This is a genomic window from Demequina sp. NBRC 110051 (assembly GCF_002090055.1).
In the GTDB taxonomy this organism is placed as follows: Bacteria; Actinomycetota; Actinomycetes; order Actinomycetales; family Demequinaceae; genus Demequina.
Genome location: NZ_BBRH01000011.1, coordinates 51,445 through 65,721, shown reverse-complemented (window position 1 = coordinate 65,721; position 14,277 = coordinate 51,445). Strand labels below are relative to the sequence as shown.

Below are 14,277 nucleotides of genomic sequence, written 5' to 3'. Positions count from 1 at the left end.
CGCGGTTGCTAGTGCCGCCGCGCCACGAGCACCGCGTCGCGCCACAAGCGCTCGTGCCCGCCGTCGCCGAGGGTCACACGTTCGTGGATCGACGCGGACACCTCCCACGCCGAGCGGTCCAGCACGTCCGCGACGTCCTCGGCCGCGAAGGCGGATCGCGCCAGGTCGGGATGCTCCGTGGCATGCGGATCGGTGGGGTGGTGACCGACAACGAGGAGCCGCCCACCGGGCGCTACCGCGTCTGCCAGGGTCGACACGAGCCAGCGCCCGCCCTGCGAGGGGTGCGTGTACATCGAGACCACCAGCTCCCAGGGACCGTCGCGGCGAATGACCGCCTCGACGTCCTCGTCGGTGAAGACCACGTGCGCCGCGACGCCGGAGGCCTCCGCATGCACCTGCGCCCGCGCGAGCGCGGTCGCAGAGAGGTCCACGCCGGTCACGGTCCAGCCCTGGGTCGCGAGCCACACGGCGTCGGCGCCCTCTCCGCAGCCCACCTCGAGGGCCGATGCCGGTGCGAGGTTTTCGACCTCGTCCACCAGCGGGGCGTTGGGTTGGCCCGACCACAGCGCCTCGCGCTCGCGGTACTTGGCCTCCCAGGACTCGCGTGAGAAGTCGGTCATCGGGTCGCCGTGGGCGTGGTCGGTGTGGGTCATGCGGCTGCCCTCCCTGGCTAGGACGCGCCGAGCGCGCGGCGCATCGGCTCGAGCTTCGCTTCCGATTCTGCCCATTCGGAGTCGGGTTCGCTCGCCGCGACGATCCCGCAGCCGGCAAACAGGCGCAGCCGGGTGGGGTCGGCCGCCGACACCTCGGCCGACCTCAGGCCGATGCACCACTCGCCGTCGCCCGCGGCGTTGATCCAGCCCACGGGACCGGCGTAGCGGGCGCGGTCGAGCCCCTCGAGCTCGTCGATCACGCGCGCGGCCGTGAGCGTCGGGGTGCCGCACACCGCGGCCGAGGGGTGCAGCTCGCGAATCAGCTCGAGCGCCGACGCGTTGTGGCTGAGCACGCCCGTGACGTCCGTCGCGAGGTGCATCACATTCGGCAGGTGCAGCACCGACGGCTCCTCGGGAACATTGACGGACCCGCAATGAGCCTCGAGCACGTCGCGCACCGAGCGCACCGCGTACTCGTGCTCCTCGCGGTCCTTCGACGAGCGCGCGAGTGCGGCGGCGTGCGCGAGGTCCGCGGTTTCGTCTCCGGTGGGGCGGATGGTGCCCGCAAGGACGCGCGACGTGACCAGGCCGTGGTCGACCCGCGCGAGCAGCTCGGGCGTGGCCCCCATGAGCCCGTCGACGGCGAAGGTCCAGCAACTGGGGTAGTCGTCGGCCAGTCGCGCGAGCACGGCTCTGGCGTCGATGGGGGTCTGGGCAGCGGCCGGAACCGCGCGCGCCAGCACTACCTTGTCGAGTTCGCCGGCGCCGATGCGCCCCACGGCGCTCGTGACGGCCGTCGCCCAGGCCTCGCGGTCGCCGTCGGCGATCGTCACGGGCGGCATCGGGGCCACCGGGGTCGCGTTCGCGGTGGCCCCGTCGAGCCCTGGTAGGTCGATGGCGCCGTCCTCGGAGATGACGGTGAGCCACGCGGTGTCGCCGTGAACGCCCAGCACGTAGCGCGGCACGATGAGCGCTCCGCCCGCGGGCGAAGAGTCGGCGAAGGCGAAGGAGCCGAACGCGATCAGCCCGGTGCCGGGCGCGTGAACGTCGTCGCGCACCACCGCGTGACGGGTGACGCGGCGCCACCAGGCATCGGCCTCGTCGATCCGATAGGTACCAGCAGTATCGAGCCTCGCGACCTCGCCCCACGCGACCATGCCCTCGCCGCGCCTCACCCACGAGATGCCCGGCCCCGGCAGGCGCGAGATCAGGTCGCCGGGGTGGTCGATCTCGACGGTGCGGACGGTCAGCGGACCGGGGGTGGCTGGTTGGACGCTCACCTGACGAGCCTACGCCGGGCCGATGGCGCGAAGAGACCGCGGCCGCGCTCGCCTACGCGCGGATCCCCAGGCGCCTCAGGTGTGCGTTCGCGAACCGCCCCGTCGGGTCGAGCGCCTCGAACAGCAGCCGCGCCTGGGCGAGCTGAGGATGCACGGCGGCCACGGCATCGGCCGTCATGGTGTGGACCTTGCCCCAGTGCGGGCGCGCCCCGAAGGGCGCGAGCGCGTCCTCGATGCGCGGCGTGAGTGAGGCGACCTCGGCGGGACGGTTCTTCCACGTGAAGTGGATCGCGAGCGTGTCGCGGCGGTACGCGCCCGACAGCCACAGCTCGTCCGCGGCGAGGGTGCGCAGCTCGGTGACCAAGAGGTGAGGTGCGATGTCTGCCGCCAGGGCGCGGACGGCGACCAACGCATCGGCCCCGTCCTCAAGAGCCACGAAGTACTCGGTCTGGATCTCGTCGCCGTTCGAGGGAGTGTGGTCCAGGCGGAAGTGGGGGAGTCGCTCGAGCCACGGGCCCTCCACGCCACCGCGCACCGTGAGCTGCGCGGGGTCGGCGTCCACGAGCCCCGATTCCTCCGGGGTCTCGAGCCGCGAGCCCAACCAGGAGGAGCCGGGCGCCTCGCCCGCCCCGATGCGGGTCTTGCGCCATACCTGCTGCACGGTGTCCTCGTCCCACGTGGTGAAGGCGCTCACGGAGTAGCCGGCCCCCATGACACCTGGCAGATCCTCCAGCAGCGCCGACCACGGCAGCCCGCGATAGACGTCCTGGCGCACCATGTAGGCGGGTTGAATATCCAAAGTGAGGCGCACCACCACGCCGTAGGCGCCCAGGCCGACCACGAGCCCCTCGAACCCGTCCTGGCCGCGCGCGACCGTGCGCAGCGCGCCGCGGGCGCCCACAAACTGCAAGGCCGCCACCGCATCGGCCAGACATCCGTTGGTGAGCCCCGAGCCGTGGGTGCCCGTCGCGACGGCCCCGCCCACGGAGATGTGGGGCAGTGAGCCCATGTTGTGCAGCGCCCATCCGCGCTCGTGGAGCCAGGCGGCGAGCACGCCGTAGCGCACGCCCGCGCCGACCGTGACGGTGCGCGCCTCCTCGTCGAGGACGGGGTCGGCAGGGATGCCGGTGACCGTGACCAGCGTGCCGGCCGTGTCTGCGAGGTCGTTGAAGCTGTGGCGCGTGCCGAGCGCGCGCACCGGGCCGTTGCTGCCCGTGAGGAGCTCCTGGACCTGCTCGATGCTGGCGGCCTCGACATGACCGCTCGCGTGGAAGGTGTGGGTCCCTGCCCAGGTGGCGCCGATGCTCATGCTCGCCAGCCTAGGGGGAACCGCGACGACGGCCGATGCGTTGGTCGGGTATCGCCGTGGGTGCCCGGGACCGACGTCCGGGGGACCAAGGTCCCGATTTTTGCAACACTCGAGTTGCCATTTTCGTGCGGGAGGCGGCGCATTTAGGTGCGCACGCACTCCCTCACACCCCGTAGGCTATGTGCGTGAAATCCACAGCCGATGTCATCGTGGTGGGCGCAGGGCCCGGAGGCTCCGCCGCCGCGTACTACCTGGCTTCCGAGGGTTTCGACGTCATCGCTCTGGAGAAGTCCCGCTTCCCGCGCGAGAAGGTCTGTGGCGACGGCCTCACCCCGCGCGCCGTGCGCGAGATCGACCTGATCGGCCTGCCCACCCCCCGCGAGGAGGGATGGATTCCCAACTGGGGACTGCGCATGGTCGGCGGCGGTCACCGCCTGGAGTTCCCCTGGCACGAGCAGGAGTCCTTCCCGAACTACGGCCTGTCGCTGCCGCGCGCGAGCTTTGACCACAAGCTGGCCGAGCACGCCCGCTCCGCGGGGGCCGATGTCCGCGAGGGCTGGTTCGTCACCGGCGCCGTGCGTGACGAGCGCACCGGCCGCGTCATCGGCGTGACCGCGAAGGAGACGGACGAGAAGGGTCGCAAGACGGGCGACGAGGTGACCTATACGGCGCCTGTCGTCATCGCGGCCGACGGCGTCTCCGCGCGCATCGCGCTCGGCCTCGGCATGGAGCGCAAGGACGACCGCCCCATGGGTGTCGCGGTGCGCACCTACTTCGAGACCCCCCGCCACGACGAGGAGTGGATGGAGGGCCACCTCACCATCTGGGACGGCGAGCCCGGCAAGTCCAACCTCCTGCCCGGTTACGGTTGGATCTTCCCGCTCGGTGACGGCACGGCCAACATCGGCCTTGGCACCCTCAGCCCCAACGGTCAGCCTTCGGGGCTCGACCACCGCGCGCTGTTCGACGGCTGGGTGCGTAACGGCATCGAGGGCTGGGAGATCGACCCCGACGCCCCCGTGTCCAAGGTGCAGGGCGCCGCGATCCCCATGGCCTTCAACCGCCAGCCCCATTACGTCCCCGGCATGATGCTGGTGGGCGACTCGGGCGGTATGGTGAACCCCTTCAACGGCGAGGGCATCGCGTACGCCATGCAGGCCGCCCGCCGCGCCACCGAACAGATGGTGGCTTGGCGCGAGGCGACCACGGACGCCGCTAAGGAGGCCGCGCTCGCGGGCTACGCGAAGCGGATGAAGGACGACCTGGGCGGGTATTACTCGCTGGGCCGCGTGTTCGCCCAGCTGATCTCGCATCCCGAGGTCATGAAGGTGTGCACGCGTTACGGACTTCCCCGTCCGGTCGTGATGAGGTTTACGCATAAACTGCTCGCGGATGTCTATGAGCCGCGTGGCGGGGACTGGGCCGACAGGCTGTTGTCCACACTGACAAAGATCGCGCCGGCCGCATGAGCCGCGCACGGCGAGCCGAGGACGAGACAAGCAAGGGAGTCGACCAGTGAATCCGTATGTGCCGATCGTGGTGATGATCGTCATCGCGGGACTCATGGCAGCGGCGGGCCTCATGGCCAGCAACCTGATCGGTCCCAAGCGTTACAACTCGGCCAAGCTCGACCAGTACGAGTCGGGCCTGCAGCCCACCCCCGGCGCCGCGGGTGGCGGGCGCATCCCGATCAAGTACTACCTCGTCGCGATGAGTTTCATCGTGTTCGACATCGAGGTGGTGTTCCTCTACCCGTGGGCCATCGCCCACCAGGCGCTGGGCTGGTTTGGCCTCATCGCCACCATGACGTTCCTCGTCCTCATCACGATCCCGTTCGTGTACGAGTGGCGACGCGGCGGATTCGACTGGGAGTGATCTGACATGGCACATGACGACAGCGCACCTCCGTTCCTGCTGGGCACCGTCGAGAAGTTTGTGGGCGCCATGCGCGCCGGCTCGCTGTGGCCCGCGACCTTCGGTCTCGCGTGCTGCGCGATCGAGATGATGGGCACCGGTACGTCCCGCTTCGACATCGCGCGCTTTGGCGCCGAGGTTTTCCGCGCCTCGCCGCGCCAGGCCGACATGATGATCGTCGCCGGCCGCGTGTCGCAGAAGATGGCGCCCATTGTGCGCCAGGTGTACGACCAGATGCCCGAGCCCAAGTGGGTCATCTCCATGGGTGTGTGCGCCTCCTCCGGTGGCATGTTCAACAACTACGCGATCGTGCCCGGAGTCGACCACGTCGTTCCCGTCGACGTGTACCTGCCCGGCTGCCCGCCGCGCCCCGAGATGCTGCTGAACGCGCTCATCACCCTGCAGGAGCAGGTCAAGCAGTACCCGATGCTGTCGCACCGCAAGGAGATCGCGCGTAAGGCCGAGGCGGCCGCGCTCGCCGCGACCCCCACCTCCGAGATGAAGGGCCTGCTGCGGTGAGCGACGACCAGAACCTCGAGACCCCGGCCCCCGAGGGCCGCGCGCCGCTGACGCTGATTAACGTCCGCGAGGGCCTTTTCGGCGCCAAGGGCGACACGTCCGGCTACGACGGCCTCATTCAGCACGTGCAGATGCCCGGCGCCTCCGAGCGTCCCTACGGCGAATGGTTCGACGGTGTCGTTGACGTCCTCACCGAGCTGCTGGGCGACGACGCCGATGAGGCCATCGAGTACGTCGTGGTCGACCGCGGCGAGCTCACGCTCTACATCGCCCGCGAGCACCTCCTCGCCGTGGCGCAGCACCTGCGCGACGACCAGGACCTGCGCTTCGAGATGTGCCTGGGCGTCTCTGGCGTCCACTACCCGGCGGACACGGGCCGTGAGCTTCACGCCGTCTACCCGATGCAGTCGGTCACGCACAACCGCCGCCTGCGCCTCGAGGTTGCCGTTCCCGACGGCGACTCGCACATCCCGTCCATCACGTCGATCTACCCGATGAACAACTGGCACGAGCGCGAGACCTGGGACTTCTTCGGCATCATCTTCGACGGCCACCCGTCGCTCGCCCGCATCGAGATGCCGGACGACTGGGTAGGCCACCCCCAGCGCAAGGACTATCCGCTCGGCGGCATCCCCGTCGAGTACAAGGGCGCAGAAATTCCGTCGCCCGACGAGCGGAGGCAGTACCGATGAGCACCGACACGAAGGCCACCGGCCCCTTCGTCGAGGACCCCGACGTCCCCGAGTACACCGTCTACGGCTCGGACTGGTCCGAGGTAGCCGCCGAGGCCGCCCGTCTGGGCCAGCAGCGCATCGTCATGAACATGGGCCCCCAGCACCCGTCCACCCACGGTGTGCTGCGCGTGATGCTCGAGCTCGAGGGCGAGATCGTCACGGAGGCCCGCGCCGGCATCGGCTACCTCCACACGGGTATCGAGAAGAACATGGAGTTCCGCACCTGGACCCAGGGCGTGACGTTCTGTACGCGCATGGACTACGTGGCCTCCATGACCCAGGAGCTCGCGTACTGCCTGGGCATCGAGAAGTTGCTGGGCATTACCGACGACATCCCCGAGCGCGCCTCTGTGCTGCGCGTGCTGATGGCCGAGCTCACCCGCATCGGCTCGCACCTCGTGGCCGTCGGCACCGGCGGTAATGAGCTGGGCGCCACCACGATCATGACCACCGCGTTCGTGGCGCGCGAGGAGACCTTCCGCGTCATCGAGGCGATCTCCGGCCTGCGCACCAACAACGCGTACATCCGTCCCGGCGGCGTGGCCCAGGGCCTGCCCGAGGGTGGCGTCGAGATGATCCGCGCGATGATCCCCAAGGTCAAGGAGGGGCTCGACGAACTCGCCCTCCTGCAGATCGAGAACCCCATCCTCAAGGGGCGTCTCAAGAACGTCGCGACCATGAACCTCTCGGCCTGCATGGCCCTGGGTATTACCGGCCCCATCCTGCGTTCGACTGGCCTTCCCTACGACCTGCGCAAGGCCGAGCCGTACTGCGGCTACGAGACCTACGACTTCCAGGTGCCCACCTCGACGGACAACGATGCGTGGTCGCGCATGGTCATCCGTATGGAGGAGTGCTACGAGTCGCTCAAGATCGTCGCGCAGTGCGCCGACCGTCTCGAGAAGATGGGCGACGGCCCCGTCATGGTCGAGGACAAGAAGATCGCCTGGCCCGCACAGCTGTCGATCGGCGGCGACGGCCAGGGCAACTCGCCCGAGCACATCAAGCACATCATGGGCGAGTCCATGGAGGCGCTGATCCACCACTTCAAGCTGGTGACAGAGGGCTTCGACGTCCCCGCCGGCCAGGTGTACCAGGCCATCGAGGGCCCCAAGGGTCTGCTGGGCGTGCACCTCGTGTCCGACGGCGGCACCAAGCCGTGGCGAGCCCACTTCCGTGACCCCGGATTCAACAACTTGCAGGCACTGTCGATCATGGCGCAGGGCGGTCAGATGGCCGATGTCGTGGTCGCCATCGCATCGATCGACATGGTGCTGGGAGGCGTGGACCGATGACCTACACCCCTGAGACCCTCGCGCAGCTCGAGGCGGACGCGGCGGACATCGTCTCGCGCTACCCCGTCAAGCGCTCCGCGCTCCTGCCGCTGCTGCACCTGGTGCAGTCCGTGGACGGTTACGTGAGCCCCGACGGCATCGCGTTCTGCGCGACGACCGTGGAGCTCACGAGCGCCGAGGTCAGCGCCGTCGCGACGTTCTACACCCAGTACAAGCGCCGTCCCAACGGCGAGTACCAGGTGGGGGTGTGCACCACCGCGCTGTGCGCCATCATGGGCGGCGACGAGATCTGGCGCCAGGTCTCCGAGAAGGCCGGCGTGGGTCACGACGAGACCACCGCCGACGGCAAGATCACGCTCGAGCGCATCGAGTGCAACGCGGCGTGCGACTACGCCCCCGTGATGATGGTCAACTGGGAGTTCTTCGACAACATGACGCCCGACCGCGCGCTGCGCGTGGTGGACGACATTCTCGAGGGACGCGACGTCAAGCCCACCCGCGGGTCGCACAAGGTCGGTACCTTCAAGGAGACCGAGCGGGTGCTCGCCGGCTTCGAGGACGGCCGTGCGAACGAGGACCAGGGCGTGGGTGACCCCACGCTCGCGGGCCTCAAGGTCGCGCGCGAGCAGGGCTGGGAGGAGAAGCGATGACCGACCTCACACCGGTGCTGTCGGCGACCTGGGACGCCAAGGAGTCCTGGACGCTCGACACCTACACGGACCACGGCGGCTACGGCGCGCTCAAGAAGGCGCTCGGCATGGCTCCCGGCGACCTCATCCAGGCCGTCAAGGACTCGGGTCTGCGCGGCCGCGGTGGCGCGGGCTTCCCCACCGGCATGAAGTGGGGCTTCCTTCCCCCCGACGACGGGGGCCCCCGCTACCTCGTGGTCAACGCCGACGAGTCGGAGCCGGGCACCTGCAAGGACATCCCGTTCATGCTGTCCGCCCCGCACAACCTCATCGAGGGCGTCGCGATCACGTCCTTCGCGATCGGCTGCAACCACGCGTTCATCTACCTGCGCGGCGAGGTCACCCACGTGTACCGCCGCCTGCTGCAGGCCGTGCGCGAGGCCTACGAGGCCGGCCACCTGGGCAAGGACATCCACGGCAGCGGCTTCGACCTCGACGTCACCGTGCACGCGGGCGCAGGCGCCTACATCTGTGGCGAGGAGACCGCGCTGCTCGACTCGCTCGAGGGCCGTCGCGGTCAGCCGCGCCTGAAGCCCCCGTTCCCGGCCGTCGCGGGCCTCTACGCCCGCCCCACGGTCGTCAACAACGTCGAATCCGTCTCCTCCGTGCCCGCCATCATCGAGCGCGGCGTGGAGTGGTTCACCGCGATGGGTACCGAGCGCTCCAAGGGCATGGGCCTGTTCTCGCTGTCGGGACACGTGGAGCGTCCCGGCCAGTACGAGGCTCCGCTGGGCATCACCCTGCGCGAGCTGCTCGACATGGCCGGCGGCATGCGTGGCGGCAAGAAGCTGAAGTTCTGGACCCCCGGCGGATCGTCGACGCCCATCTTCACCGATGAGCACCTCGACACCCCGCTGGACTACGAGTCTGTGGGTGCCGCCGGCTCCATGCTCGGCACGCGCGCCCTGCAGATCTTCGACGAGACCACCTGCGTGGTGCGTGCCGTGACCCGCTGGACGGAGTTCTACAAGCACGAGTCGTGCGGCAAGTGCACGCCGTGCCGCGAGGGCACCTACTGGCTCACCCAGATCCTGAAGCGTCTCGAGGCCGGCCGCGGCACCGGGGCCGACATCCAGCAGCTGCTCGACACCTGTGACTCCATCCTGGGTCGCTCGTTCTGCGCGCTGGGCGACGGCGCGACGAGCTCGATCTCGTCGGCCATCAAGTACTTCCGCGAGGAGTTCGACGCGCACGTCGAGGGCGGCTGCCCGTTCGACCACGCCGCATCCGCGCTGTTCGCGTACGAGCCGAAGGCCATCGAGGAGGCCCACGCATGACCGCCACCCCCGAGAAGGCTGCTGCCGTCGAGACCGTCTCGCTGACGATCGACGGCACGGAGGTGACCGTTCCCAAGGGCACGCTCATCATCCGTGCGGCCGAAGAGGTCGGCATCGACATCCCGCGCTTCTGCGACCACCCGGCGCTCAAGCCTGCCGGCGCGTGCCGCCAGTGCCTGGTGGACGTCGCCGCCCCCGACCGCGAGGGCAACGTCCGCCCGTTCCCCAAGCCCCAGGCCTCGTGCACCATGACGGTCATGGAGGGCATGGTGGTCAACACCCAGCACACCTCCGAGGCCGCCGACAAGGCCCAGAAGGGTGTGATGGAGCTGCTGCTCATCAACCACCCCCTGGACTGCCCCATTTGCGACAAGGGCGGCGAGTGCCCCCTGCAGAACCAGGCGATGAGCAACGGCCGCACCGAGTCGCGCTTCATCGACGTCAAGCGCGTCTTCGAGAAGCCGCTGGCCCTGAGTTCCGAGATCCTCCTGGACCGTGAGCGCTGCGTGCTGTGCCAGCGCTGCACCCGTTTCTCCAAGGAGATCGCCGGCGACGCGTTCATCGACCTCCAGAACCGCGGCGCGATGCAGCAGATCGGTACCTTCAACGAGGACGTGCTCAACTTCGACGGCTACGAGCCGATCGGCGTCGCCGCCGAGGACGAGTCCGGCAAGGCCTTCTCCTCGTACTACTCGGGCAACACCGTCCAGATCTGCCCCGTGGGTGCGCTGACCTCCGCGGCCTACCGCTTCCGCTCGCGTCCGTTCGACCTCGTGTCGTCGCCGAGCATCTCCGAGCACGACTCCTCGGGCTCGGCGATCCGCGTGGACCACCGCCGCGGCAAAATCCTGCGCCGCCTGGCCGACCAGGACATGGTCGTCAACGAGGACTGGATTACCGACAAGGACCGCTTCGCGTTCGCGTGGCAGAACCTCGCCGACCGCATCACCCGCCCGCTGGTGCGTGGCGAGGACGGCGAACTGCACGAGGCCTCGTGGCCCCAGGCGCTCGCCGCCGCCGCGGCAGGCCTGAAGGCGGCCACCACCGGCGAGGACGCACAGGGCGCCGCCGTGCTGCCCGGCGCCCGCGTGACCCTCGAGGACGCCTATGCGTACTCGAAGTTCGCCCGCCTCGCGCTTGGCACCCACGACATCGACGCGCGCACACGCATCGCCTCCGACGAGGAGCAGGCGTTCCTCGGCGCGACCGTCGCCGGCAGCGGCCTGGGCGTGACCTTCGCCGACCTCGAGAAGGCCCCCGCGGTCCTGCTCGCCGGTTTCGAGGCAGAGGATGAGGGCGGCGTGGTGTTCCTGCGCCTGCGCAAGTCGCTGGGCCGTCAGCAGGTCTTCACCATCGCGCCGTTCCTGTCGCGAGGCGCCGAGAAGCTCGACGCGACCCTCATCCCCACCGCCCCCGGCGGCGAGGGCAAGGCGCTGGCCGCCGTCAAGGGCTCGACCGCGGCCTCGGAGGCCCTCAAGGCCGAGGGCGCCGTCATCGTGGTGGGCGAGCGCCTGGCCGGTTCGCCCGGCGCGCTCACCCAGGCGCTCGCCTTGGCCAAGCGCACCGGCGCCAAGCTGGTGTGGATCCCCCGCCGTGCGGGCGAGCGCGCAGCGCTCGAGGCCGGGGCCCTCCCCGGCCTGCTGCCCGGCGGACGCAGTGTCACCAGCGCATCGGCCGTCCAGACGGTGGCTGATGCGTGGGGCGGCACCCTCCCGACCGGACCCGGGCGTGACGCGGCCGCCATCGTGGCCGACGCCGCGGCCGGCAAGGTCGGCGCGCTCGTCGTGGGCGGCGTGACGCCGTCCGACGTGACCGGCCCATTCGCCGAGGCCCTCGAGCGCACGCCGTTCGTGCTGTCGCTCGAGGTGCGCCGCGGCGAGGTCGCCGAGTACGCCGACGTGGTCCTGCCCGTCGCGCCGCCGTCCGAGAAGGCCGGCACGTTCGTGAACTGGGAGGGTCGCCTGCGCGGCTTCGCGACCGCGATCCCGACTGATGCGATGGGCGACCACCGCGTGCTCGACCTCCTTGCTCGCGAGCTCGGCACGGACCTGCAGACGGGTTCCGTGGCGGACGTCTACGCGCAGATCGCCGCGCTCGGCAGCGCTGCCAAGGGTGAGCGCCCCGAAGTTCCCAAGGTCGAGACCGCCAAGGTCGACGCGAAGCCGGGCGCCTCGCTGGTCCTCGCCTCGTGGCACCAACTGGTGGACGAGGGTGCGCTCCAGGAGGGCGAGCCCTACCTCGCCGGCACCGGCCGTACCGCCGTCGCCCGCATCGCTCCGGCCACCGCGGTCGCCGCCGGCATCGCCGACGGCGTCGTCACCGTGGCCTCCGCCCACGGCGCCATTGAATTGCCGGTCGTCGTGACCGACGGCATGGCCGATGGCGTGGTGTGGGTCCCGACCAAGTCGCCCGGTTCATGGGTGGCACAGGAGCTCGGCGTGGAGCCGGGCGCACTCGTCACCGTGAAGGGGGGAGTGGCGTGATCCCGTTCGAGACTGTCGACCCGGCGGACCTGACGAACGCCGAGGCCCTGGCGAACGACCCCATCTGGCTGGTCATCGTCAAGGCCGTCATCATCCTGGTGTTCTTGCTGCTGAGCGTGCTGTTCGCGGTGTGGTTCGAGCGCCGCGTGATCGGTCGCCTGCAGCGCCGCCCCGGCCCCAACCGTCTGGGCCCGCTGGGACTGCTGCAGTCGGTGGCCGATGCCACCAAGCTGCTGACCAAGGAAGACATCACCGTCCGCGCGGCGGACAAGGTGCTGTATATCGTCGCCCCGGCGATCTCGGTGTTCTGCGCGTTCCTCATCTTCGCGGTCATCCCGTTCGGCCCCACCACGCACATCCCCGGCACCGACATCTACACGCCGCTGCAGCTGACCGACTTCCCCGTCGCGATTTTGTTTATTCTCGCGTGCGCAGCCCTCGGTGTGTACGGCATCGTCCTCGGTGGATGGGCCTCCGGCTCGGTCTACCCCCTGATGGGTGCGGTCCGCTCGACCGCCCAGGTGATCTCCTACGAGCTCGCCATGGGCTTGTCGCTCGTGACGGTGTTCCTGCTGTCGGGAACCATGTCGACGTCCGGCATTGTCGAGGCGCAGGCCGACCGTTGGTGGGCATGGCCGCTGTTCCCCGCATTCATCCTGTACGTGATCTCCATGGTCGGCGAGACCAACCGTCTGCCCTTCGACCTGCCCGAGGCCGAGGGTGAGCTGGTCGCCGGCTTCATGACCGAGTACTCGTCCATGAAGTTCGCCTGGTACTTCCTCGCGGAGTACATGAACATGGTCAACGTCTCCGCCGTCGCGGCCACCCTGTTCCTGGGCGGCTGGCACGCGCCGTGGCCCGCCTCGTGGGCCGGCGCCGAGTTCCTCAACTCCGGCATCTTCCCGCCCATCTGGCTGATCATCAAGATTTGGCTGCTGATGTTCGTGTTCGTGTGGATTCGTGGCTCGCTGCTGCGCTTCCGCTACGACCAGTTCATGCGCTTTGGCTGGAAGGTCCTCATCCCCGTGGGCCTCGCGTGGGTCGTGTTCTTCTCGGTCGGCCGCCAGGCGTTCGACTCATGGGGCCGTGACCTCAACGTGTACGACGCGGTCGCCGGCCTGGTCGGAATCCTGCTGACGATCTCCGTCATCAGCTTCATCTCCGACTCCAAGGAGACCAAGGCCGCGAAGGAGGCCGCCGCGATCGAGCCCGAGCCCGAGGTGCTCGACGCGTTCGCCGGTGGCTACCCCGTGCCGCCGCTGCCGCACCAGACCCTGCCCCCCTCGCCGCGATCGGGTCGCACCGTCGAGGCGAGCGCCACCCGCACCCCGGAAGGAGGCGCCGATGACTGAGTCAGACGACGTCTGGAAGGTCAATCGCGAACGCGACGGCCAAGCCAAGCCGTTCGAGTCGAACCTGCCCCAGGCCGGCCCCGTCGGCAAGATCTTCGCGCCCGTCGCCGGATTCGGCGTCACCATGCGCAACTTCTTCAAGCCGACCGTTACCGAGCAGTACCCGGAGAAGAAGGTCGCGCCCATGCCGCGCTACCACGGCCGGCACCAGCTCAACCGCTATGCCGACGGTCTCGAGAAGTGCATTGGGTGCGAACTGTGCGCGTGGGCCTGCCCCGCGGACGCGATCTACGTCGAGGCCGATTCGAACACCCCGGACGAGCAGTACTCGCCCGGTGAGCGCTACGGCCGCGTCTACCAGATCAACTACCTGCGCTGCATCTTCTGTGGCTTGTGCATCGAGGCGTGCCCCACGCGTGCCCTCACGATGACCAACGAGTACGAGCTCGCGGGCCCCACCCGTGAGGGCCTCATCTACGAGAAGCAGGACCTGCTGGCCCCCATGGGCGAGGCGATGCTCGCGGCCCCGCACCCGATGGTGCCGGGCACCGTGGACGACGACTACTACCGCGGCGACGTGTTGAAGGTCGTCGAGGAGCAGACCGAGTGGGTGCGCGAGAACCGCCCCGAGGACCCCACGCTGCCCGAGAACCGCGGCATGCATGAGGAGAACCCCGAGCACCGTCGCAGCGAGCACTCGGACGCGCGTCTGAATGTGGCGCGTCATCAGACGGCGAATACCGCCTCCTGGCGCGGCGGGAGCATCTGACCC

13 protein-coding genes are annotated in these 14,277 nt (G+C 69.5%); 10 read left to right on the top strand and 3 right to left on the bottom strand.

What is annotated here, in order from left to right; all coding sequences use genetic code 11:
- Nucleotides 1-8: 8 nt before the first annotated feature.
- The 3 genes from B7K20_RS05995 to B7K20_RS05985 are packed head-to-tail and all read right to left on the bottom strand — an operon-like array spanning nucleotide 9 to nucleotide 3,242.
- Nucleotides 9-653 carry a bifunctional 2-polyprenyl-6-hydroxyphenol methylase/3-demethylubiquinol 3-O-methyltransferase UbiG gene (locus B7K20_RS05995; protein ID WP_159449340.1) on the bottom strand — a complete coding sequence of 215 codons (645 nt, stop codon included), beginning with the start codon at nucleotides 651-653 and terminating at the stop codon, nucleotides 9-11.
- Between the two features lie 17 nt (nucleotides 654-670).
- Entirely contained in the window at nucleotides 671-1,933 is a 1,263-nt protein-coding gene (locus B7K20_RS05990) for an isochorismate synthase MenF (protein ID WP_084101538.1), read from the bottom strand.
- A 52-nt stretch (nucleotides 1,934-1,985) separates the two neighbouring features.
- Nucleotides 1,986-3,242 (bottom strand): D-arabinono-1,4-lactone oxidase, encoded by a 1,257-nt coding sequence (locus B7K20_RS05985; protein WP_084101536.1) that lies wholly within the window; start codon nucleotides 3,240-3,242, stop codon nucleotides 1,986-1,988.
- A gap of 185 nt (nucleotides 3,243-3,427) precedes the next feature.
- On the opposite strand from B7K20_RS05985, the gene B7K20_RS05980 reads away from it, so the two are divergent.
- Genes B7K20_RS05980 through nuoI form a run of 10 tightly spaced genes read left to right on the top strand, consistent with a single transcriptional unit; the run spans nucleotide 3,428 to nucleotide 14,274 of the window.
- Nucleotides 3,428-4,711 (top strand): geranylgeranyl reductase family protein, encoded by a 1,284-nt coding sequence (locus tag B7K20_RS05980; protein ID WP_371327865.1) that lies wholly within the window; start codon nucleotides 3,428-3,430, stop codon nucleotides 4,709-4,711.
- Between the two features lie 46 nt (nucleotides 4,712-4,757).
- The gene (locus tag B7K20_RS05975; protein WP_084101533.1) at nucleotides 4,758-5,117 is read left to right on the top strand and encodes an NADH-quinone oxidoreductase subunit A; all 360 of its coding nucleotides are present in this window, start codon (nucleotides 4,758-4,760) and stop codon (nucleotides 5,115-5,117) included.
- A 6-nt stretch (nucleotides 5,118-5,123) separates the two neighbouring features.
- Nucleotides 5,124-5,675: an NADH-quinone oxidoreductase subunit B gene (locus B7K20_RS05970; RefSeq protein WP_084101531.1), complete on the top strand. Its 552-nt coding sequence runs from the start codon at nucleotides 5,124-5,126 to the stop codon at nucleotides 5,673-5,675.
- On the top strand, nucleotides 5,672-6,367 hold the full coding sequence (locus tag B7K20_RS05965) for an NADH-quinone oxidoreductase subunit C (RefSeq protein ID WP_084101529.1): 696 nt from the start codon (nucleotides 5,672-5,674) through the stop codon (nucleotides 6,365-6,367). The genes B7K20_RS05970 and B7K20_RS05965 overlap by 4 nt, the downstream gene beginning before the upstream one ends.
- Entirely contained in the window at nucleotides 6,364-7,704 is a 1,341-nt protein-coding gene (locus tag B7K20_RS05960; RefSeq protein WP_084101527.1) for an NADH-quinone oxidoreductase subunit D, read from the top strand. The genes B7K20_RS05965 and B7K20_RS05960 overlap by 4 nt, the downstream gene beginning before the upstream one ends.
- On the top strand, nucleotides 7,701-8,354 hold the full coding sequence (gene nuoE, locus B7K20_RS05955) for an NADH-quinone oxidoreductase subunit NuoE (RefSeq protein ID WP_084101525.1): 654 nt from the start codon (nucleotides 7,701-7,703) through the stop codon (nucleotides 8,352-8,354). Before B7K20_RS05960 ends, nuoE begins: the two co-directional genes overlap by 4 nt.
- Nucleotides 8,351-9,670, top strand: a complete 1,320-nt coding sequence (nuoF, locus tag B7K20_RS05950) for an NADH-quinone oxidoreductase subunit NuoF (RefSeq protein ID WP_084101523.1) — start codon at nucleotides 8,351-8,353, stop codon at nucleotides 9,668-9,670. The genes nuoE and nuoF overlap by 4 nt, the downstream gene beginning before the upstream one ends.
- On the top strand, nucleotides 9,667-12,153 hold the full coding sequence (locus B7K20_RS05945) for an NADH-quinone oxidoreductase subunit G (RefSeq protein ID WP_084101521.1): 2,487 nt from the start codon (nucleotides 9,667-9,669) through the stop codon (nucleotides 12,151-12,153). Before nuoF ends, B7K20_RS05945 begins: the two co-directional genes overlap by 4 nt.
- Nucleotides 12,150-13,505: an NADH-quinone oxidoreductase subunit NuoH gene (gene nuoH / locus B7K20_RS05940; RefSeq protein WP_371327864.1), complete on the top strand. Its 1,356-nt coding sequence runs from the start codon at nucleotides 12,150-12,152 to the stop codon at nucleotides 13,503-13,505. The genes B7K20_RS05945 and nuoH overlap by 4 nt, the downstream gene beginning before the upstream one ends.
- Nucleotides 13,498-14,274, top strand: coding sequence for an NADH-quinone oxidoreductase subunit NuoI (gene nuoI / locus B7K20_RS05935; RefSeq protein ID WP_084101517.1), 777 nt, complete (start codon nucleotides 13,498-13,500; stop codon nucleotides 14,272-14,274). The genes nuoH and nuoI overlap by 8 nt, the downstream gene beginning before the upstream one ends.
- The last annotated feature ends 3 nt before the right edge of the window (nucleotides 14,275-14,277 follow it).

Bases quoted from the DNA above. Each gene is read 5' to 3' on its own strand.
- B7K20_RS05995 (WP_159449340.1), bottom strand. From the start codon at position 653: ATGACCCACACCGACCACGCCCACGGCGACCCGATGACCGACTTCTCA.
- B7K20_RS05985 (WP_084101536.1), bottom strand. From the start codon at position 3,242: ATGAGCATCGGCGCCACCTGGGCAGGGACCCACACCTTCCACGCGAGC.
- B7K20_RS05970 (WP_084101531.1), top strand. From the start codon at position 5,124: ATGGCACATGACGACAGCGCACCTCCGTTCCTGCTGGGCACCGTCGAG.
- B7K20_RS05960 (WP_084101527.1), top strand. From the start codon at position 6,364: ATGAGCACCGACACGAAGGCCACCGGCCCCTTCGTCGAGGACCCCGAC.
- nuoE (WP_084101525.1), top strand. From the start codon at position 7,701: ATGACCTACACCCCTGAGACCCTCGCGCAGCTCGAGGCGGACGCGGCG.
- nuoF (WP_084101523.1), top strand. From the start codon at position 8,351: ATGACCGACCTCACACCGGTGCTGTCGGCGACCTGGGACGCCAAGGAG.
- B7K20_RS05945 (WP_084101521.1), top strand. From the start codon at position 9,667: ATGACCGCCACCCCCGAGAAGGCTGCTGCCGTCGAGACCGTCTCGCTG.
- nuoI (WP_084101517.1), top strand. From the start codon at position 13,498: ATGACTGAGTCAGACGACGTCTGGAAGGTCAATCGCGAACGCGACGGC.